Source organism: Roseburia sp. OF03-24 (assembly GCF_003463035.1).
Taxonomy (GTDB): Bacteria; Bacillota; Clostridia; order Lachnospirales; family Lachnospiraceae; genus Roseburia; species Roseburia rectibacter.
Genome location: NZ_QSCK01000013.1, coordinates 42,322 through 63,560 on the forward strand (window position 1 = coordinate 42,322; position 21,239 = coordinate 63,560).

A 21,239-nucleotide genomic window follows, 5' to 3' on the forward strand; every position below is an offset into this window, starting at 1 on the left:
TCATAATTTATTTTCTTAATTTAAATGAAAACTCAGTAGATCTTACCGTATGCTCAGAAGAAGCACCTATTGCATGTATCTTATCTAACACTGCATGTCTTCTTCCATTCATCTCATCTACTTTTCCGGATATATGAGCAAGATCCTGTATCATTTGTTCCATAACATCATTCATATTTCCAAATGCCTCTATAGTATGTCCGGCACTTTCTACCTGTACTTTGACAGAATCACCTGCCATAGCCACTTTTTCCACTGCATTCTTAGAACATTCCATTACTTCTTTTATCACAATCTGGATTTCTTTTGCAATTTCACCGGAATTGTCTGCAAGTTTGCGGATCTCCTCTGCAACAATGGAAAATCCTCTGCCATGCTCTCCTGCACGTGCTGCTTCAATCGATGCATTCAAGGATAATAACTTCGTCTGTGATGCAATATCTTCAATATTATTTACAAAATCTGTGATCTGCTCTAATTTTAATCCCAGCATCTCTACCTGAAGTTCAACTTCACCAGTTATATTTGCCGTATCTTTTGACTGCTGCATCATCATATTTACAGTGTTCATTCCACCCTCAATCTGCTGTTTCTGATGTTCAAGTCCTGTAATTGTTCCCTGTACCAGCTCCCGGACCGTTTTTATCTGCCCAGAGAGCTCCTCCATCTGTCCGCTGACACTCTCCACCATTTCATTGACTTTACCGCTTGTCTCCATGACACATTCCCCAGACTGCAATCGAATAGAACTGTGTGGCACAATTAAATCTGCATGATGTAGTTTTCTTTTTTTCGACATAAAAAACCTCCCATCTTTTTTATTTTTATCTTAAAAAGAAGAGAGGTTATATAAAATGTCTTTTTGTTAATTGAGTATCTTTTTTTTATTAAATCGAAATATTAATATTCTCTGTCATTCCCTGCCCTGTGGCAGATGCGCTTCCCGATGGATCACCGGTATAAGAAGCAGACATCCCCTGCGGCAATGCACCGGCAGCATCCGTCAATGTCAGATCTGTCTCTAACTCCGCATCCTGCTGTGCCTGCATCTTGATCTGTGCCTCTGTCATCTGCAGATTTGCAGATTCGGCAGACAGGCTCACGATCACGCCGGAATCAGGAGATATATCAGATGTGTTGTGGTTTTCCATCTGTGCTTTTATATATTTCATATCCGCTTCGCTGATCTTACTCTGCTCCTGACGTCTGTGATTATTGCGCTTCTGCCGTATTTCAACACGCTTTGCCTTTTCCTTTTGTACATTCTGTATTTCTTCAATCGCAATCTTTTCTTTCAACTCACGCTCTTTGTTTGCAGCCCGGCGCCTGATCTCACCTTTTTTCTGCATATTATCCGCCCGGTTCTCGCGTTTATATTTATTGTTTTCGATTTCTTCCTGCTTTAAGTGGCGGACTTTTAACTGTGCGCACTCTACCATTCTTTTCGCATGCGCAACTGCTGCAGATATCTCCTTGCTGTCATATTCCCCGGTTGCTGCACACCGCTGCAAAGTGGCAAGTCTGCTCTTTGCCTTTGTCAGCGCATTTGCTGCGCCCTGCGGCTTCTTCGCACGCAAAAGCTGATTCGAAACTTCCCTGTAATTATAATTTACTTTTTTCTTTGTGCTGCTTTTACTCTTTCCACAGACATAATCAATACGCGCACGTGCATCTTTATTCGCATTTTTAATGGTCAATGTTCCAGCCATTGCCATAGCTCCACTGGTGCTCCCAGCACTATTTACCGAAAATCCCATAGCTCATATTCCTCCCTGAAATCATGACAGGAATCCCAGAATACCTCTTTGCAGATAAATCGTACATTCTGTAAACAAACATTATATGGATCAATTTAAACATGCCCGTCATGAAAATGAATCCGTTCATATATCTTTAACATCGGCAAAACTATGTAAAATGATTACCTTATCCATCTGTTTCTTTTACATAATATGACACATCCAAAGTGTTTCTGCGATATTGACCATGCAAAACATTCCAAGCACAACCATTGAAATCTTCTGAACCAGTACCGGAATTTCTTTTCTGATCTGCCCATACATCTGCCGGATACAAAAAAGACACGTTACCATCAGAATAAAATACAGATAAATATATGGTCTGTCTGCCGATGCATAGATTGTCGGAGAAAATCCCATGACAATGCCGGATGCCAGTCCCACACCAAGCATCACAAGTGTATAAAGATATATTTCCAGCTTCTCTCTCATCAGACAAAACAGTGCATAGGACATCCCCGCCACCGTCACGATCAAAAATAACACCGGAAGCCAGTTCACCGGATCTTTAAAATTCCACCCTGCTGTCTGTTCCGGTATAATAAATATTTTTTCATACCACGGATGCCCGGTGCGGATCAGTGCATATCCAAGAATACAAAATACAGGAACAGATGACAGCAATGTTTTTATCATATTTTTCGTTTTCAGTCCGACCAGTACTGCCAGTATAACCGAGACGATCAGAAAAATACTGTTGACCTGCGCAATAAAAATGCGTTCTATATTTACAACTCCCATATAAATCTTTTCCCAAATGGAAAAATGTGCAAATTCCGGCATACGCCCTTCGACTTCCTGAATGCTGCGGATACTATTTCCCGGACAGCACAAAATCGTAAAAAGTGAAATCAGATCAACGACAAAATATCCGTAAATCCACAGACTCCCCGCTTTTTTTCTGTGCCAGTTATAAAGTAACGCAAGAAAAATCATAACCAGTAAAATTGCTGCCACCTGTTCCTGACTGCTGCAAAAAATACAACAGATCATCCCTGCTGCGCCCTCATACCAGTGCAAAAACTTATTTTGTGCCAGTTTCTGTAAAAGCAGGGCGATATATAAGATTCCAAAAAGCGGCCACAGATAGTTGACCGTCGTTGCGATCCAGCCAGCTGATACCATATCCGAAAATGGGTAAAGCAGCATAAACGCACAGACAAGCCATTTTAATATACTCTTAGATTCTTCCCTGTCTGAATCTTTATCTGACCAGCTTACATTTTCATCAATATATTCCGTGTAATTATTTAATAAGCGGTATAACAATACAGGAATCAGTGTATAAATAATAATATCCAGGATTTTCCACAGCCACGAAACCTGTACCAGTGGTATAAGAACAAATTCGATTGCCATTCTTGAAGACCATGTCGCATAGCGGTGCGCTAAAATCTCCCAGATACTTCTTCCATCCATCAGCGTCTGAAAATAGACAACATCATCACCGGCAGAAATTTTAATGACCAGATGCCAGATAAGTGCCACCATAAACACCAGCACAAATGGCAGGTTTCTTTGAAATATCCCCTGTATTTTTTTTCTCACTCTTTTGTTCCTCCCTGTGTGATATCGAAAAAGAGATAGCGCATACACTATCTCTTTTTCCCTCACAAATCCGGCACAACATCATAGATTTATCGCAACTGTCATGACAGATTTTTATTTTTCAATATGTTAGCAGATCTCTGCTCCACTTGGCATTGCTTTTTCCGGTGTCATCAGCGCAAGATTGCCCTCTGCATCCTCTGCACATAATAACATTCCTTCCGATAAAACTCCGGCAAGTTTTGCTGGTTTTAAGTTTACAAGTACCATGACTTTTTTGCCGACCATCTCTTCCGGTGTGTAATATTTACGGATACCGGAAACAATCTGTTTTACCTGGCTTCCGACTTTTACCTGGGAGCATAATAATTTCTTTGACTTCGGCACTGCTTCACAGGAAATGATCTCTCCGACCTGGAACTGCATTTTTATGAAGTCATCATACTCGATCTCCGGTTTTGCCTCGATATCGATTGCTTCGCCTGCTTCCTCTGTTGTCTCTGGCAATTCACCAAGTACTCTCTGCTCTGCCTCAAATTCTGCTTTCTGTGCTTCACGGATCGCATCGATCTTTGGCATGATCTCTTTTGCATCAAGACGTGCAAAAAGGATTTCCGGTTTTTCTGTTACTTTATTTCCATTCTCATAAAGTCCGAATTTATCGAGATCATCATATTCACGCATACCTGTGTTAAGCTGCGCTAAGATACGGTCTGCTGTCTCCGGTAAAAAGCTCTTTAACAGACATGCTCCGATGGTGATGGATTCTACCAGATTGTAAAGAACTTCTGCCAGACGGTCTTTTGTTGCCTCGTCTTTTGCAAGTACCCATGGTGCTGTCTCATCGATATATTTATTGCAGCGGCGGAATAAGTTAAATACCTCTGTGATTGCATCTGCAACACGCAGGTTTTTCATTTTCTCTGCAACTTTATCCCTTGTAGATGTTACAACTGCCTTTAAGTCTGCATCAACTTCCTCTGTCACACCTGTGCTCTTTACCACACCGTCAAAATATTTATTGCTCATGGAAATGGTACGGTTTACAAGGTTTCCAAGGATATTTGCAAGGTCAGAGTTGTAACGCTCAATGACAAGATCCCAAGTAATGATTCCGTCATTTTCAAACGGCATCTCGTGCAGTACAAAGTAACGTGTCGCATCCACACCGAATAAATCAGCCATATCATCTGCGTAGATCACATTTCCTTTGGATTTACTCATCTTCTCGCCACCCTGTAAAAGCCACGGATGTCCAAATACCTGTTTTGGCAGCGGCAAATCCAGTGCCATCAAAAAGATCGGCCAGTAGATCGTATGGAAACGGATGATATCTTTTCCGATCAGATGTAAGTCTGCAGGCCAGTTTTTGTTGAAGAGCTCACTGGAATTGCCATCTGCGTCATATCCGATCTTTGTGATATAGTTTGTCAGCGCGTCAAGCCATACATATACGACATGTTTCGGATCGAAATCAACCGGAATACCCCAGGAAAATGAGGTTCTGGATACACAAAGATCCTGTAATCCCGGAAGCAGGAAGTTGTTCATCATCTCATTTTTTCTGGAAACCGGCTGGATAAATTCAGGATGCTCATTAATATAATCGATGAGCTTGTCAGCATATTTGCTCATTTTAAAGAAATATGCTTCCTCTTTTGCCGGCTGGACCTCACGTCCGCAGTCCGGGCATTTGCCGTCTACAAGCTGTGACTCTGTCCAGAAAGATTCACACGGAGTACAGTAAAGTCCCTCGTAGGAACCTTTGTAGATGTCACCTTTATCATATAATTTTTTGAAGATCTTTTTTACCTGTTTCTCATGATCTTCATCCGTTGTACGGACAAAATTATCATAAGAAGTGTTCATCAGATCCCAGATACGTTTTACTTCTCCGGCAACGTTGTCTACATATTCCTTCGGAGTGATACCAGCTTTCTCGGCTTTCTCCTGGATCTTCTGACCATGCTCGTCTGTTCCGGTCTGGAAGTAAACATCATAGCCTTCCTGACGGCGAAATCTTGCAATTGCATCTGCAAGTACGATCTCGTAGGTGTTTCCAATGTGTGGCTTGCCTGATGTGTAGGCAATCGCTGTTGTCATATAAAATTTCCCTTTGCTGCTCATGTGTATTTCCTTCTTTCTTAAATAATTTGCTTATGGATGCGGATTATAACAAAAAAGTCCCGTCCTCTAAAAAGAAGACGAGACGTTATCCCGTGGTACCACTCCCATTTACCGGCATAAAATGCCAGCCTCATTCTGATATCTCACGGACTGCCCGGATACATACTGCCCCGGTGCGCATCTGCTGTAATATCTCCCGCTGTAACAGGCGGACCTGTCGGGACTTATCTGTCATTTTCTAAAACAGTTCAGTCCTGCCACTCCAAAGCCATCTTCCATCTATGTCCGCCCGTTTCCTCTCAGCCTCATTCCGGTTCGACCTTTCATTTTCTGTGATACAGGTTTTCTTATTTAAAGTACCTGACTCACATCACCTTTCCCGGAATTATAGAAACTTCTCTGTAAAGTTCCAACAGATGTACTCTCTTTTTCATGGTGTTTTATTTTTTTACGATTATTTTCAATCTAGCATGGAATGTGTAAAAAGTCAAGCGCCTGACCCTTTTTGTGCGATCACGCAATACCAGTTTACCCGCTCAAATTCCGGCATTGGAAAGTATGCCGGGAAGCATTTTACTTCCATATTACGATATCAAAGTACCTTTAATTGATCCAGAAGAACATCTTTGGAGTTTTCTTAACCATGCCGATTACATCATATCCAATCTCTTTTACAGCATGAAGCGTACCTGGAGAGGAAAACCAGCTGTCAAAGAGAACATATTTCGCAGGGATTACCGCCTTTTTAGCAGTTTCCAAAAGCGAAAGCATGGCGGAGGTTCCTTTTTCCATGGACAGTTTCCTGCGTTTGTATCCAATGGTCCTTTTGTCTACATTTGCAGTTTGATTGATTTTGAGCAACTCAATGATATCAAAACCAGACGGTTTCATGCTATATTTGTGCCAGGTATTATTGGATTTTCAAGGTGCATAGGCACTTATTCAAGTGCGGAGTTTGAGTCACTAATATTTAGCAGAAAATAATTTATTTTTTTTATGGATTATTCCAATAAAGTATGCTATCTTTTAATCGTCTATGGACAAATAAATGTTATAAAAGATCAATAATTTACAAAGGAAGGCAAACCATCATGGAAAAGATCAAAAAGCGTATAGTTAACTTAAAGGTTGCAGGAAAATTAAAAGTATATCGAATGACAGTGCTTGTTATGACATTATTTTTAGTGTTGGTGGCGCTGATCTCGACATTAGTGATCCGTTCAAATATAGAGAAGATCACGGAGGTCTGGTCTCCGTCATTGGAATATCTGCAGGATTTAGAGACAATGACTGCGAAATACAGAATCAAACAGTATCAGCATCTGGTAGAATCAGATGCAGCAGTCATGAACTCCTGCGAAGAAGAAATCCAGAAGCTGGAGAGCCAGATTCAGGATACCGATGCGAAGCTGGATGCAATAATGTCTGCAGACAGCGATGCTCAAAAAGGACGGGATGATTATGAAGTGGCAAGCGCTGCATGGGAAAAATATAGGGCTGCTTCCGATGAAATTTTGAAGTTAAGCCGTGAGGGGAAACAGCAGGAGGCAGCGAAGCTGATGACCGGAGAGGTGTATGAAGAATATAAGTCTTTTACTGAGAAATTAACTTCATTGCGTGATGAGTTCCAGGTAGAATTAGATCGGGCAAATACCATGGCCAAGGTATGCACCATAATCATATTTGTTGTGATCGTGGCAGCGGGTCTTGCGATTGCTGTAGTGACGACACTGATCGGAAGCATCATTACCAATTCCATTACAGAGCCGGTAGAACAGATAGAAGCAGCGGTTGCCAGTCTGCGTAAGGGTGAACTGTCTAACGTAGAAATGCTTACCTATGAGTCTGAGGATGAGTTTGGCGATACCATTAGGAATCTGAAAGAAGCCATGGGTATTCTGGCAGATTATGTCAGGGAGATCTCCGCGGAGGTTAAGGCAATCGCGCAGGGTGACCTGACCAGAAATGGTGATGAGATTACAGATTTCCTGGGAGATTTCTCAGAATTGAAGACATCACTGCTGTATATTCTGAAGCGCTTTAACAGTACCCTGACCGAGATCAGCGATCTGGCAGAACAGGTATCATCGAATTCATCCGAGGTGGAAAATGCATCAAAATCCTTGGCGAACGGTGCAACAGAGCAGGCAGGAGTCATCGAGGAATTGAATGCCACCATTGACACTGTCGTGGATCTGGCTGCAGATACAGCGAAAGAAACGCAGAGCGCATCAGCACGTGTAAAAGCTTCTGCAAACAAAGCGAACGAAGAAAAAGAAAAAATGAATGAGCTGCTCACGGAAATGGAGCACATTACAGAAATCTCCAAAGAGATCGGTAATATTATCACCGATATCGAGACTATTGCATCCCAGACCAATCTGTTATCCCTGAATGCTTCCATAGAAGCTGCCAGAGCAGGAGAAGCAGGAAGAGGCTTTGCAGTGGTTGCGGATCAGATCGGCAAGCTGGCAGCAGACAGTGCAAAGTCTGCTGTAAATACGAGAGATCTGATCGATAAGACCTTAGTGGAAATTGAAAAGGGAAATACGATCACAAGAACAACAGCAGACGCATTCAATCAGATCATTGCAGATATGGAGTCCTTTGCAGAGCTTGCACAGAACACCATGGAGAAAGCCAACTCCCAGGCAGAGTCCTTGGAACAGATCGGTCAGGGAATTGAACAGCTGTCCGGTGTGGTACAGGGCAATGCGGCATCATCAGAAGAGAATACTGCGATCAGTATTAATCTGGCAGAGGGAGCAGCCAAGATGCATGACCGCGTGAATATCTTTAAGTTATTCTAGAAAAATGGCAGGGATAGGGTGAAGTTGTCAAAAGGAAGGTACTTGTTGTGATTAATGATATATTTAATGTGTTTGGAGAGCAGACAGCAGAAATCTTATTTGAGATTATTACAGAATGTACGGATGATTATCTGTATATATTTGATCTGCAGAATAATACCTTTGAGATTTCACAGTCAGCTGTGAAACGGTTTAATATGTCGAAAAATCTTCTGACAGATGCTGCAAATGAAGTTATGAAGGTAGTGTATGAGGAAGACCGCAGGATGCTTACAAAGCATCTTGCGAATATATGCGAAGGAAGAGAAAAGGTACATAATCTTCATTACAGGTGGCTTGATAAAGAAGGTATGCCGGTCTGGATCAACTGCCGTGGTATTGTGATCAATGATCCGCAGGGAAAGGCAGAGTATCTGGTCGGATGTCTGAACGAGACCGGCAACAAGAGAAGAGCTGATAATGTCACAGGACTGCTTGGTGGTCCGGAATTCCTTACTTACCTGTGTTCACAAAAGGCACCTATTTCCAAGGGCTTTTTGATGCATGTAGGAATTGATGATTTCGGAGCGATCAATAGCTCCAGGGGAGCTGATTATGGTAATTATATCCTGAAAAGCGTAGCCGGCTGCATGAAGGATTGCCTTTCGGACAAGCAGAGAATTTACCATCTGGTAGCGGATCAGTATGTGATCGTGGATCTGGATGCTTCTTCTGCGGAAGACGCTGTGGCACTGAAAGAAAAGATCACAGATAAACTTTATAATTTTATAGTAGCCGAAAATTATGAAGCTGTATTTTCCGTTTCTATTGGTGTTATAGATGCAGCAACATTTTGTGAGGGGACTGAAGAATGCCGTAAAAAATTTGAATTTGCTCTGAAACAGGCAAAAAGCATGGGTAAAAACGGATTCTATATTTTCGCCCAGGATGACTATGAGGTCTTTTTACGAAAAGGAAGAATCATAGCAGCACTTCGTAATGCTATTGTAAACAATTACGAAGGCTTTGAGGTCAATTATCAGCCGATTGTGGACTGCCAGTCGGAACAGATCATTGGAGCAGAGGCGCTGATGCGTTTTTCCATGATAACGGAAGAAGGACAGAAGCTTGTTTCACCGATGGAATTTATCCCATTGTTGGAAGAGACCGGATTGATTATTCCCGCCGGAAGATATATTTTGAACGAAGCCGCAGCAATGTGCTGTGAAATGCAGAAATATATTCCGGACTTCCGGATGAATGTAAATGTATCCTATGTTCAGATCCTGCAGGGCAATGTAGAGCGGGATATTCTGGATGTGATTCAAAAGTACACTTTAAAGCCGGAATGTTTATGCGTTGAAATGACAGAAAGCGGATTTATGGATATGACACCAGCATTCTGCAAATTCCGTAAGAGCTTGGACACGAACGGGATCCCCTTCGTGATCGATGATTTTGGAACAGGATATTCGAATCTTCATTGTATACGTGATATGAATCCGAGTTATGTGAAAATGGATAGGGATTTTACTGCCAAGGCGATGAACAGTGCCAGGGATTATGAATTATATAAAAATATCATCCCGATGGTACATAGCATTAACGTCAGGATATGCGCAGAAGGCATCGAGGAAAAGGAATGGCTCTTGAAAATGAAAGAAATGAAGGTTGATTATCTGCAGGGATATTATTTGGGCAGACCATGTGGAAAAGAACAGTTTCTACAACAATATGCCAGAGGCATCAACGTTAAGTAAAGAAGGTAAGGCAGACTCAGTTATGTGGGGCTGCCTTATTTTATGGCCTTATCAGAAAGATGAATTCATAACGGCTTCTTTCAGTTTTTCCAGGTCATTGGCATCAGGGTGAGACAATGCACAGTCAAAATTCTGGATCAATACATCCAGATTCTGCGGATGATCGGGAGCCTCCTTCATTTTCAGGTAGCGTTCCCGGACAGACTGCGGCATTCTGCCCTGACACATATACTCACCGACGATAACATTGCCTGCATCAATGAACTGCTTAACCTGACTCAGGATTTTCCGGAAATAGATATCACTGCCACCAAATATGGTTATAAAAATGGAGACCGTCCGGCAAATCTGTTTTTTATGCGCGTGTCTGCGCCTACACTGCTCCTGCCGACTATTTCTATACTGACGATAAAAATCTCTGTGATATTGGAAACTGGTCTGACACCTTAAAAGTTGTTGCACGGATCAGCGATAAAACAGCAAAAATTACAGGAACCAAAGCAACCGCTGCATCCCTGTCCTTTAAATGGGCAGCCGTTTCCGGTGCATCCGGATATAAAGTTGTATATTATCCAAGTGGTCTTTCCGATCTTTCCAAGGAACTTACCACAAGTACAAATTCCTGTACGATTAAAAACTTAAAAGAAGATGGCTCTTATGCAATCTGCGTTTATGCCTTAAACAGCAATTCTGACTTTACGGCTGTTTCTAATACTTACACAGAAACCTACGCCACAACACTTCCAAAGAAAATACGTGATTTTAAAGTGACAACTGCTTATCCCGGAGATGCCAGCTTTGAATGGAAAGGCATTAATGGTGCCAAAGCATTTCAGTTGCAGATAACAAAAGTTTCTGATTCCAAAAAATTTAAAAAACCGATTGTAAACGAAACAAAATTTTACAGTTACCTTGGAACATATACCAATTCAAAAAAAATCAAAGCAGGCACTTTTTATTCAGCAAGAGTCCGTTCCTATGTCACACTTGCAGGCACTAAGCAAAAAGTTTACAGTCCATGGAGTACCGTCATTACTTTTGGCACCTCGCCTAAAAAGATTACTGCAAAACAGTCCGGCTCAGGAATAAAGATCAACTGGTCAAAAGTTTCCGGTGCTTCCGCATATGAAATATACGTTTCCACAAGCTACGATACGAAAACTTTTACAAAAGTAGACACCGTTAAAAGTAAAAACACCAGCTACACCCTGAAAAAATTTAAAAAGAAAAAGTTGAAAAAAAATACCATGTATTACATCAGTGTCAAGCCGGTCTGCAAAGTCGGAAAGAAAAATTGTTCCACAACCGTTTATGTATCCAATCCTACATCAGTATTTTATAGCAAATAAAAAGCTGACCATGAAATGATTGCAAAAACATCCGGGGCGAAACGGATACTCAAAGATATCTGTTTTGCCCCGGATGTTTAAAATTTATTCACACCGCATGTAATCTATAACTTACTCCACATTTTTCGTTGCGATCACATCCACACCTGTCCCTGCAACATCTTTCACAAGCACATCCCCGATGTGCACCGGAGCAGCAACCTCAACATTTTTCAATGCTTTGACACAGTCAAATATTTTTCCTTTCGGAATATCTTCTTTTGTCTTTACAGAAACCATTGCTTCGCTTCCGCCGGTGATCCTTACTGTAGAGGTAACGATTCTGGTTGGATTTGTCACTTCCTTCCTCGCATAGATATCACCGCGCTTACAGGTATTCCCTGTAACACTGACAACTTCACCGTTCTCCATTTTTACAGTCAGCGGACAGCCCATCGGACAACCGATACAGATTAAATTTTTCTCTTCCATTGATATACCTCCATTTTATTCCTGCTCGATCTTGACTGTGATCGTCTTTAGATCCGGGTACTGCAAAAGCTGCTCTTTTGTCAGTTTGATCTCTTCCATTTCTCCCGGTGCCACGACCGGACGTTTTCTGTGGATGACTCTCTCATCACCAAAATAAGCACTGACATAGCAATTCTTGTATACACTACCCACGCGGAAACGAACCGTAAGCTGCTCATCCATACTGGCAACATTGATAGTTCCCGGAACTGTGTATCTGACTCCTTCGACCGGATTTAAAATAATATCGTTATCTCTTGCTGCTTCCACGCCATTTGCTTTTACATAAACTGCTGCATTTTTTCCGGCTGTCTTTGCCTCTTCAGATACAAAATCCACAAGATCATGTACATGCAGTACATTTCCGCAGGCAAACACACCCGGAATATTCGTTTCAAGACTCTCATTTACTTTTGGTCCTGATGTAACCGGGTTCATGTCAACCCCCATACCTTTGGAAATCTCATTTTCCGGGATCAGTCCAACAGAAAGTAAAAGTGTATCGCAGCTATATTCCTCCTCAGTTCCTGGGATCGGTTTTCCCTTGCTGTCAACCTCAGCCAACGTGATTCCCTCTACACGTTCTTTTCCCTTAATATCCACAACCGTGTGGCTTAACTTTAACGGGATTCCATAGTCATCTAAGCACTGTACGATATTACGTTTCAGCCCACCGGAATATGGCATTAATTCTGCCACAACCTTAACCTTTGCGCCCTCAAGTGTCATTCTTCTTGCCATGATCAGACCGATATCGCCGGAACCCAAAATGACAACTTCACGTCCAGGCATAAACCCTTCGATGTTTACCAGACGCTGTGCCGTTCCTGCAGAATAAATTCCTGCCGGTCTGTATCCCGGAATATTTAACGCTCCACGAGGTCTCTCGCGGCATCCCATTGCAAGAATAACTGCTTTTGCCTGAATTTCAAACAGACCGTCTTCGCGGTTCATTGCAGTAACTACTTTTTCATGGCTGATATCCATGACCATGGTATTTAATTTATATTCAATTCCAAGTTCCTTTACCTGCGAGATAAATCTTCCCGCATATTCCGGACCTGTCAGTTCTTCCTTAAATGTATGCAGACCAAAACCATTGTGGATACACTGGTTTAAAATACCGCCTAATTCTTTGTCTCTCTCTAAAATCAATATGTCATCAATTCCGTTATTTTTTGCAGAAACAGCAGCCGCAAGCCCTGCCGGTCCACCTCCGATGATTACGATATCATATGTTTTCATGCTCTGGCTCCTCCCTCTTACAATCTGTCCTTGTTGGTTCCGACAATAATTTTTGAATTTCCGCCTGATTTTGTGATCTCAGACTGACTCACACCGCGCTCTCTTGCTAAGATCTCCATTGTTCTCGGCGAGCAGAATCCCGCCTGACAGCGTCCCATTCCGGCTCTTGTGCGGCGTTTGACACCATCTAGTGATTTTGCACCGAGCGGGCGTCTGATGGCATCAATAATTTCTCCCTCGGTGATCATCTCACAGCGGCAGATAATATTGCCATACTCCGGTTTTTCCTTAATTAAGGCCACTCTTTCTTCTTTGCTTAAAGTATTTGGATTTAAGATGCCTTTGCGCGTTGCGATAAAATCTTTCTTTTCTTCCAAATGCATTTTTTCTTTTAACAGACCTGCAACCATTTCTCCGATCGCCGGACTGCTCGTAAGCCCAGGTGACTCGATTCCGGCACAGTCGATAAAGCCTTTTGCATCTTCTGCCTCTTCAATGATAAACTCATGACCATCTTCATGTGCACGAAGTCCGGCAAAAGAAGTGATAACCTGACGCATCGGAATATTTTTTACATTCAGATTCGCCCCGGCGATAACCTGATCTAAGCCTTCTCTTGTCGTGTTCGTTCCTTCTTTGTCCTCAATATCAATCGCAGTAGGTCCTAATAACAGGTTTCCATGTACCGTCGGCGTGATCAGAATACCTTTTCCATATTTACCTGGAAGTGCAAAGATCGTGTGGCTCACATGGTTTCCGGCACTCTTGTCAAGCAGGCAGTAATCGCCGCGTCTTGGTGTAATATGGATTTTCTTTTCACTGACCATATTGTGAAATTTATCCGCATAAACACCTGCCGCATTGACGACATATTTTGTTTCAAACACGCCCTGATTCGTATGGACCTCCCAGATCTCTCCTGTTTTTTTCAGATCTGTTACTTCCGTATCAAACTTAAATTCCACACCGTTTGCATTTGCATTCTCAGCCAGTGCTATATTTAAATGAAATGGGCAGACAATCCCGGCACTCGGCGCATATAAAGCCGCATAGATATCATCCGAAAGATTTGGCTCCATTTCATGTACTTCCTCTTTCAATAAAATGCGCAGTCCCGGCACACCGTTTGCCACACCGCGGTCATAAAGTGCCTTCAGATTTGACATATCCTCCTCGTCCTTGCAGACAACCAGAGAACCTATCCGCTTAAACGGAAAATCAAGATCTTTGGAAAGCTGCTCCATCAAGGCATTTCCCCGTACATTTAATTTTGCCATCAGGGAACCTTCTTTTGCATCATATCCCGCATGTACGATTGCACTGTTTGCCTTGGATGTGCCGCAGCAGACATCTTCCTCTTTCTCTATCACACATACTTTTGCATTATAACGCGACAATTCTCTCGCCGCTGCTGCGCCGGATACACCGGCTCCGATGATAATTACGTCATACATTTTCCATCTCTCCTTTTTTACTTTGTTCTTCTGGTATCTAACCCGGAGGGCTTTTTCATTCATAAGATGTAATCTCCTATGAATAAAAAAGCCTGACAAGTAAGCGCACCCATGCTGTTGCGATTATCCTGTCAGGCTCTCTTCTCTCTTGCCCCTCAACAATAGATTGCAGGTTCCACATGCACATCTACTGTCATAAATATAAAATTGTCATATAAAGTTACTTATCGCATGACAAACATACGGTCTACCATGGAATTGCTCCATATAGCAGTACTGCAGCAATTGCTCCGATCACCGGTCCCACCAGCGGAACAACTGCATATCCCCAGTTGGATGTTCCTTTTCCCTTAATCGGAAGAACGGCATGTGCAAGACGCGGTCCGATATCTCTTGCCGGATTGATCGCATATCCGGTCAGTCCACCAAGTGACATACCGATCGATACAATGATTCCAAATACAAGAAACTTTCCAAGTCCATCGGTAAGTCCCGGCACATTTGCCATACCCTTGATCGCAAATACAAGGATAAACGTTCCAACTGCCTCACTGAAAATATTCTGTCCCATGTTCGGAATAGAAGGCGCTGTACAGAACACCCCAAGTTTTGTCGCCTGATCCTCTGTTGCATCAAACTGTCCTTTAAACAAAAGATATACGATCACCGCTCCAACAAACGCTCCTGCAAACTGTGCAATGATATATCCCGGAACCATTGCCCAGTCAAAACTTCCGTCAACTGCAAGTGCTAACGTCAGCGCCGGATTAAACGATGCTCCCGATGCTGCTCCGAAAATAAATGCCGGCAGCATAACCGCAAGTCCCCATGCAAATGTGATCTGGACAGTTCCTCCACCCTTCATGCCAGATTTGTTGAGATTTACGTTTGCAACAACTCCATCACCTAAGATGATCAGAATCATAGTTCCCAAAAACTCTGCTATATATGGTAACATACTATCCCCCCTTATTCAATTAACTTTACCAATACATTACAATCTTTACCTTCCCTATACAAAACCTTCTTTTTAATCTTCCTTTGCCCAGCCGTATGCATATTTGACTGCTTTGTTCCAGCCTTTGATCATTTCTTCTCTCTTTGCGGCATCGATCTGCGGCTCAAATGTCTTGTCGATTGCCCAGTTTTTAATAACATCCTCTTTACTTGACCAGTAACCGACTGCCAGACCAGCAAGATATGCAGCGCCCATCGCTGTTGTCTCTACACATTGCGGACGATTTACCGGCGCATCAATAATGTTCGCCTGTGTCTGCATCAGGAAATCATTCGCACTTGCTCCACCGTCAACTTTCAAAGCGGTAAGATCAATTCCGGAATCTGCTTTCATGGCAACCAGAACATCATTCACCTGATATGCCAGAGATTCCAATGTTGCACGGATAATGTGATATTTATTGACGCCACGGGTAATACCTACGATCGTACCTCTTGCATACTGATCCCAGTGAGGTGCACCAAGACCGGTAAATGCCGGAACTACATAACAGCCGTTCGTATCTTTTACTTTCTTTGCCATGTATTCAGAATCAGGTGCAGAATCAATGACTCTTAATTCATCTCTTAACCACTGGATCGCAGCCCCCGCCACGAAAATAGAGCCTTCCAGTGCGTAATTAACTTTTCCATCCAGCCCCCATGCAATCGTAGTTACCAGACCATTCTTGGAAAATACCGGTTTTTCGCCTGTGTTCATTAAAAGGAAACATCCGGTTCCATATGTATTCTTTGCCTCTCCTGCGTTAAAACAGGTCTGACCAAACAATGCTGACTGCTGGTCTCCGGCAGCACCTGCGATCGGGATCGGTCCACCAAGGTAAGAAGGATCTGCCTCCCCGTAAATACAGCTTGACGGTTTCGGCTCCGGCAGCATACATTTTGGAATATTTAACTCTGCTAAAATCTCATCATCCCACTGAAGAGTGTTGATATTAAATAACATTGTTCTGGATGCATTGGAATAATCGGTCACATGAACAGCGCCTTTTGTCAGTTTCCAGATCAGCCAGGTTTCTACCGTTCCGAATAATAATTCACCCTTTTCGGCTCTCTCTCTTGCACCCGGTACATTGTCAAGCAGCCATTTTACCTTCGTGCCTGAAAAATATGCATCAATGACAAGACCTGTTTTTTCCCTGAATTTATCGGTAAGTCCTTTTTCTTTTAAGGTATCGCAATATTCTGAAGTTCTTCGGCACTGCCATACGATCGCATGATGGATCGGCTCTCCTGTTTCCTTATCCCAGACGATCGTTGTCTCTCTCTGGTTGGTAATACCGATTGCTGCAATATCCTCTGCTGTCGCATTGATCATGTTCATCGCCTCAACTGCAACACCGAGCATACTTGCCCAGATTTCATCTGCATCATGTTCCACCCAGCCCGGCTGTGGGAAGTACTGTGTAAATTCCCTCTGTGCCACGCTGCACATCTCACCTTTCTCGTTGAACAGGATACATCTGTTGCTTGTGGTTCCAGCATCCAGTGCCATTACATATTTTGCCATACTTTTTCCTCCTCTTTCTTTTGGCTTTATTTAATATTTAAACTGCTCCCCCCAGAGCATTATAAATATTCGTAAAATTGATTGTTCTTTTTTTCTATTGAAATATATTATTTTTTACCTTACATATTCCAGACTTTATGGTTTGTGGATGATACCGCCATCGCACCCGCTGACAATGCTCCCATCACGTCTTCTTTATCTGTGATCAGCCCTCCCGCAATAATGGGTACTTTTACCGAATGACTGATCTGTGCAATGATCTTTGGCATTACTCCCGGAAGTACCTCGATAAAATCTGGTTTTATCATGTGCTGTTGCTGCCTGATATTTTCAAATGCCATCGAATCCAGTAAAAATACACGAAGTACTGTATACATAGACATTTCTTTTGCTTTTTTGATCAGTGACGGCTTCGTGGAAATAATTCCATCCGCTTCGGTCTGTTCTTTAATAAATTCAACTGCAATCTCCTTTGGACTTAAACCACTGATGAGATCCATATGCACCATTGCAATCTTACCTGCATCCCTGATCGTCTTTACAATTGATCCAATAGAACAGACATCTCCAAATAAAATAAATATGACTCTGATATCATCATGCTTACAGCATTCTGTCACATCTTCCATATTTTTTACCGCTGCAATGATGGGATTATCCACTACTGCTTCATAAAAATTCTGATTCATGCTTTCCCCTTCCCAGACACCTTTTTCCTAATTCATATGTATACAACTAATGGTCACCTCATGACGTTTTTTCATTGCAGTTTTAATATAACATAAAAAAGAGCGACAATACCAACGGCTTCATCGGCCGTTCTATTCGCTCTCCTGTCATAGCTCTCTTATTAAACTGACTGCATCATATCATAATACACAATGCAATGCAATACTTTCTTGATGCTTTTTATCATTTTTGTTTGTGTTTTACAGTTTTATTCGTTTTATTTTATATATAATGCATAATTCCGTTTCTTTATCCAGAGCCTCTTTGTTATATTTTTATCAATATATAACATTTCGTTTCATTCTATCTAAAAATCATCCAAATCAAACTTTTTACCTGTCATTTTATCCGATCTGTTATGATGCTCCGTCCATACTGTTTAACTTTTCCTCACATGCCTGCGCCGTGCGTGCTCCCATGCCTAAATCCATACCAAAGATTCCATATTCGTCTCCTGCGGAAAGTCCGACGATCTTACTACGCCGCCAGCACTCCAAGCACTGCCTCCGCCAGCTTTTTGTGACCTTCCTTATTCAGATGTTCTCTGTCCTCTTTACTCGGCTCTGCCACATCGGATGCTGCAAGGAAATCACAGTCATATTTTTCTGCAACTTTCTGATAAACTGCTTTCAGTCCCTTCGATACCTCCACGGACTTTTCATTAAACTCCGGATCATATCCCGGCTCCCAGACACCTTCCCCAAGCTGTATCGGGGAGATCAGTAAAATCCGGATATTCTGATCTGCCTTACGTATCTGCTCCACCAGACGTTCCACACCAAGACCGATCACCTCTGCTGAGGCATTGTAAAATGTCTTGCAGTCATTCGTTCCAAGCATCAAAACGACACGATCCACCGGTGCATGACTCTCTAAAAGAGTTGGCAGCAATGCAGCTCCTTTTCTTCCCTCACGCAGCTCATCCTCAAAAACCGTTGTCCTGCCGCACAATCCTTCCTCAATGATGCGGTAGCCTTTCCCATACAGCTCCTGCTCGATCAGTCCCGTCCATCTTGTATCTCTATCGTAACGTTTTTTCGTTCCAGGAATCAAACCATAAGTATTAGAATCTCCAAAGCATAATATTTCTTTCATAGTAATCTCCCTTGCTTGTGAAAAATGTATTTTTCACACTATCCTTTTCTGTTCTGTCTTTTATCTGAAGTATTGTATATTTTTGTTTTCTTATTTCCTACTATATTAATATGAATACTATGTTTTGTCAACAAAAAAATATGGTGACAGAAAACCCTGTCCTTAACAGGACAGGGTTACAAATCCAATATTTATAAGGCAGATCAATGCAAGCAGTGTCACCGCCAGCTTTCCACCTGTCTGCTTTAATTTTTCTTCCACAGCATCTTCCATACGGTAAATGCAAAACATTGTCACAAACAGCAATATAAAATACAGGGTAATATAAACACGCTCACCGGAAACATAGATCGTCGCCATAAATCCAAGGATCATGCCTGCACCAAATCCGCATCCCAACATAAGAAGCGCGTAAATATACTCTATCGGCTGCTCTCCCAGGATGATCCACAATGCATAGAGCATTGCCGCCACTGTGACTGCAAGATACACCATCGGAAGCCAGGTAGAAAGCGTGCTCCAGCTCCATTCTGTGATCTCCTGCGGCATGACAAACAGACCTGATAATCCCGGATAAGCAGTACGCATTGCCGTCTGCCCGAATAAAATCAAGACCGGTAACGCAGAAATAATGGTCTTTTTATAGTCATCCGTTTTTACATAGACAAGCATTGCAAGCACCAATACAACTGTCAGAAATACGGCATCGCAGTTTGCTATAAACACACGCTCAATACTGAGCAGACCAAGATACAGTTTATCTCCAAATCCATATGTCTCAAAAATTGGAAGATCTGCAATGCTGACCGCATTTCTTCCGGCATTTCCCGGACAGAGCAGGATTGAGATCAGTGTTATGATATTAACAAGTACCATTCCTGCCAGATACAGATTATTGCTGTGTATCACTTTTTTGTCTGTCAGCGTGCTTCCAGCAGAATCCTGCACCAAAGGCGTCTTTTTAGATTTCCCACAAATCAGATAAATGCCATACAATATAAAAACCACAAACAGGATCACCGCTACCTGCTCATGACTGCTTGCGATCACACAGACAAGTACCCCTGCAATGCCTTCCACAATATTGATTTTCTTATGTACCAGCATTTTTTTCAGCAAAAATCCAACAAAGAACATTCCCCAGACCGGCCAGAAATAATTTACCGTTGTGGTAATCCAGCCTGCCGTTCCCATATCATGAAACGGATATAAAAGAACCGCCGCTGCCGCACACCAGTCCATCAGTTTTCCGCCATCAAATATTTTTGAGATTAATACTGGAAACGAAATAAAAAGCGTCAGATCAATGAGTCTCCACAAAATTGGATACTTTATGATCCAGACAAGAAGAAACTCTATCACAAACCGGGATGTCCACGTCTCATAACGCTGTATCAGATAATCCCACAATCCAAGCTCTGACGTTGCCTGCGAAAAAAATACATCATCTCCCGCCATCGGACGGATCCTCAGATGATAAATAATCCCCACAAAAGCCACAATGAAAAAAGGCATTAACTGACGCAGATCTGCCCGGGCTTTATTCTGATTTTCCACGCATCCGGCTCCTATTCCTCAAATATATCGTCCATTTTTGTTCCGCAGCTACTGCAGAATGCTGCTCCCTGTGGCATTTTGGCACCACATTTCGGACATTCCACGGCTCCCTGAAGTTTAAATATTTCTGCGCGCATGCGCTCAATCTCTCCAAGCGCCTCCGTGATCAGGAAAAAGTGCTCCTGTTCCGGTGTCTTTTCTTCGCTTTCTGCGCTCTCTTCATCCTTGTGTTTCTCATAATATGCTTTTCCAAGTTCCGCATACTGTTTTTCCACAAAATCTTCTTTGGATCTGATATCCATCTTTAACTTTGCGATCCCGGATACATCCTTCGCTTTCTGACCAACATCCTTACCTGCACTCACGATTGTCTCGCTTAACTTATCAAAAAACTCCATACTGTACTACCTCCCTGAATTGGTTTCCTGATTGTTTCTATACTACGCAGTACCTGTTTTGACACTGCTCATTGCTTACGCACATTATACTCTTTTCCTAATATATCTTCAATAAATAAGGTCTTAACTTTATATAAAATGGGGTTAATCGCTGCTGATTACACAGTACGATTGATATGAGATGCCCGTTCAAATGTTGTGTCGCAGGCTTATGAGTGGCATCCCTCGCAAAGCCGGAGTAATTTTTGTTCCGTTGTACGAAAATAAGGCAATCTAAATGTGCCTGATGTAGGTTTTCTCGGAGTGACGTGACCGGCAGACCAAGATTTTCTAATTTTCTCCCAAAGTCACC

Annotated in this window: 18 protein-coding genes and 2 pseudogenes; 4 read left to right on the top strand and 16 right to left on the bottom strand. The window is 42.4% G+C overall.

The window, feature by feature from the left end:
* Positions 1–7: 7 nt before the first annotated feature.
* The 5 genes and pseudogenes from DXA60_RS08345 to DXA60_RS08365 form a co-directional block, all read right to left on the bottom strand.
* Positions 8–799, bottom strand: coding sequence for a methyl-accepting chemotaxis protein (locus DXA60_RS08345; protein ID WP_117920825.1), 792 nt, complete (start codon positions 797–799; stop codon positions 8–10).
* A gap of 88 nt (positions 800–887) precedes the next feature.
* Positions 888–1,757: a hypothetical protein gene (locus DXA60_RS08350; RefSeq protein ID WP_117920826.1), complete on the bottom strand. Its 870-nt coding sequence runs from the start codon at positions 1,755–1,757 to the stop codon at positions 888–890.
* Positions 1,758–1,943: 186 nt separating this feature from the next.
* Positions 1,944–3,347, bottom strand: coding sequence for a DUF6056 family protein (locus DXA60_RS08355; protein WP_117920827.1), 1,404 nt, complete (start codon positions 3,345–3,347; stop codon positions 1,944–1,946).
* Positions 3,348–3,476: 129 nt separating this feature from the next.
* Positions 3,477–5,474 (bottom strand): methionine--tRNA ligase, encoded by a 1,998-nt coding sequence (gene metG, locus DXA60_RS08360; protein WP_117920828.1) that lies wholly within the window; start codon positions 5,472–5,474, stop codon positions 3,477–3,479.
* A 606-nt stretch (positions 5,475–6,080) separates the two neighbouring features.
* Positions 6,081–6,314, bottom strand: a pseudogene (locus tag DXA60_RS08365) (IS4 family transposase); the annotation flags it as partial.
* Between the two features lie 251 nt (positions 6,315–6,565).
* On the opposite strand from DXA60_RS08365, the gene DXA60_RS08370 reads away from it, so the two are divergent.
* Both DXA60_RS08370 and DXA60_RS08375 read left to right on the top strand, forming a co-directional pair.
* Positions 6,566–8,284: a methyl-accepting chemotaxis protein gene (locus tag DXA60_RS08370; RefSeq protein WP_117920829.1), complete on the top strand. Its 1,719-nt coding sequence runs from the start codon at positions 6,566–6,568 to the stop codon at positions 8,282–8,284.
* A 47-nt stretch (positions 8,285–8,331) separates the two neighbouring features.
* A complete protein-coding gene (locus tag DXA60_RS08375; RefSeq protein ID WP_117920830.1) occupies positions 8,332–10,023 on the top strand; it encodes an EAL domain-containing protein in 1,692 nt (563 codons plus the stop codon).
* A 51-nt stretch (positions 10,024–10,074) separates the two neighbouring features.
* Here the strand turns inward: DXA60_RS08375 and DXA60_RS08380 are convergent, their stop codons facing one another.
* A complete protein-coding gene (locus tag DXA60_RS08380; protein WP_442969714.1) occupies positions 10,075–10,371 on the bottom strand; it encodes a flavodoxin family protein in 297 nt (98 codons plus the stop codon).
* A 137-nt stretch (positions 10,372–10,508) separates the two neighbouring features.
* On the opposite strand from DXA60_RS08380, the pseudogene DXA60_RS19910 reads away from it, so the two are divergent.
* Both DXA60_RS19910 and DXA60_RS19215 read left to right on the top strand, forming a co-directional pair.
* Positions 10,509–10,703: pseudogene (locus DXA60_RS19910) on the top strand (fibronectin type III domain-containing protein); the annotation flags it as partial.
* 87 nt (positions 10,704–10,790) lie between these two features.
* Entirely contained in the window at positions 10,791–11,372 is a 582-nt protein-coding gene (locus DXA60_RS19215) for a fibronectin type III domain-containing protein (RefSeq protein ID WP_243006822.1), read from the top strand.
* Between the two features lie 111 nt (positions 11,373–11,483).
* Here the strand turns inward: DXA60_RS19215 and DXA60_RS08390 are convergent, their stop codons facing one another.
* From DXA60_RS08390 to DXA60_RS08435, 10 genes are all read right to left on the bottom strand, one after another.
* Positions 11,484–11,843, bottom strand: coding sequence for a DUF1667 domain-containing protein (locus tag DXA60_RS08390; RefSeq protein ID WP_006857089.1), 360 nt, complete (start codon positions 11,841–11,843; stop codon positions 11,484–11,486).
* 15 nt (positions 11,844–11,858) lie between these two features.
* Positions 11,859–13,127: an NAD(P)/FAD-dependent oxidoreductase gene (locus DXA60_RS08395; protein ID WP_117920831.1), complete on the bottom strand. Its 1,269-nt coding sequence runs from the start codon at positions 13,125–13,127 to the stop codon at positions 11,859–11,861.
* Between the two features lie 17 nt (positions 13,128–13,144).
* Positions 13,145–14,581 (bottom strand): NAD(P)/FAD-dependent oxidoreductase, encoded by a 1,437-nt coding sequence (locus tag DXA60_RS08400; RefSeq protein WP_199536201.1) that lies wholly within the window; start codon positions 14,579–14,581, stop codon positions 13,145–13,147.
* A gap of 247 nt (positions 14,582–14,828) precedes the next feature.
* Complete coding sequence (locus tag DXA60_RS08405) at positions 14,829–15,539, bottom strand: MIP/aquaporin family protein (RefSeq protein ID WP_117920833.1); 711 nt, start codon at positions 15,537–15,539, stop codon at positions 14,829–14,831.
* A 72-nt stretch (positions 15,540–15,611) separates the two neighbouring features.
* The gene (glpK, locus tag DXA60_RS08410; protein WP_015519905.1) at positions 15,612–17,108 is read right to left on the bottom strand and encodes a glycerol kinase GlpK; all 1,497 of its coding nucleotides are present in this window, start codon (positions 17,106–17,108) and stop codon (positions 15,612–15,614) included.
* A gap of 119 nt (positions 17,109–17,227) precedes the next feature.
* A complete protein-coding gene (locus tag DXA60_RS08415) occupies positions 17,228–17,797 on the bottom strand; it encodes a glycerol-3-phosphate responsive antiterminator (protein WP_117920834.1) in 570 nt (189 codons plus the stop codon).
* 396 nt (positions 17,798–18,193) lie between these two features.
* The gene (locus tag DXA60_RS08420; RefSeq protein WP_243006823.1) at positions 18,194–18,334 is read right to left on the bottom strand and encodes a hypothetical protein; all 141 of its coding nucleotides are present in this window, start codon (positions 18,332–18,334) and stop codon (positions 18,194–18,196) included.
* Positions 18,315–18,932: an SGNH/GDSL hydrolase family protein gene (locus DXA60_RS08425; protein WP_117920835.1), complete on the bottom strand. Its 618-nt coding sequence runs from the start codon at positions 18,930–18,932 to the stop codon at positions 18,315–18,317. The genes DXA60_RS08420 and DXA60_RS08425 overlap by 20 nt, the downstream gene beginning before the upstream one ends.
* Before the next feature lie 162 nt (positions 18,933–19,094).
* Positions 19,095–20,489, bottom strand: a complete 1,395-nt coding sequence (locus tag DXA60_RS08430; protein WP_117920836.1) for a hypothetical protein — start codon at positions 20,487–20,489, stop codon at positions 19,095–19,097.
* An 11-nt stretch (positions 20,490–20,500) separates the two neighbouring features.
* A complete protein-coding gene (locus tag DXA60_RS08435) occupies positions 20,501–20,887 on the bottom strand; it encodes a zinc ribbon domain-containing protein (RefSeq protein ID WP_117920837.1) in 387 nt (128 codons plus the stop codon).
* Positions 20,888–21,239: the final 352 nt, after the last annotated feature.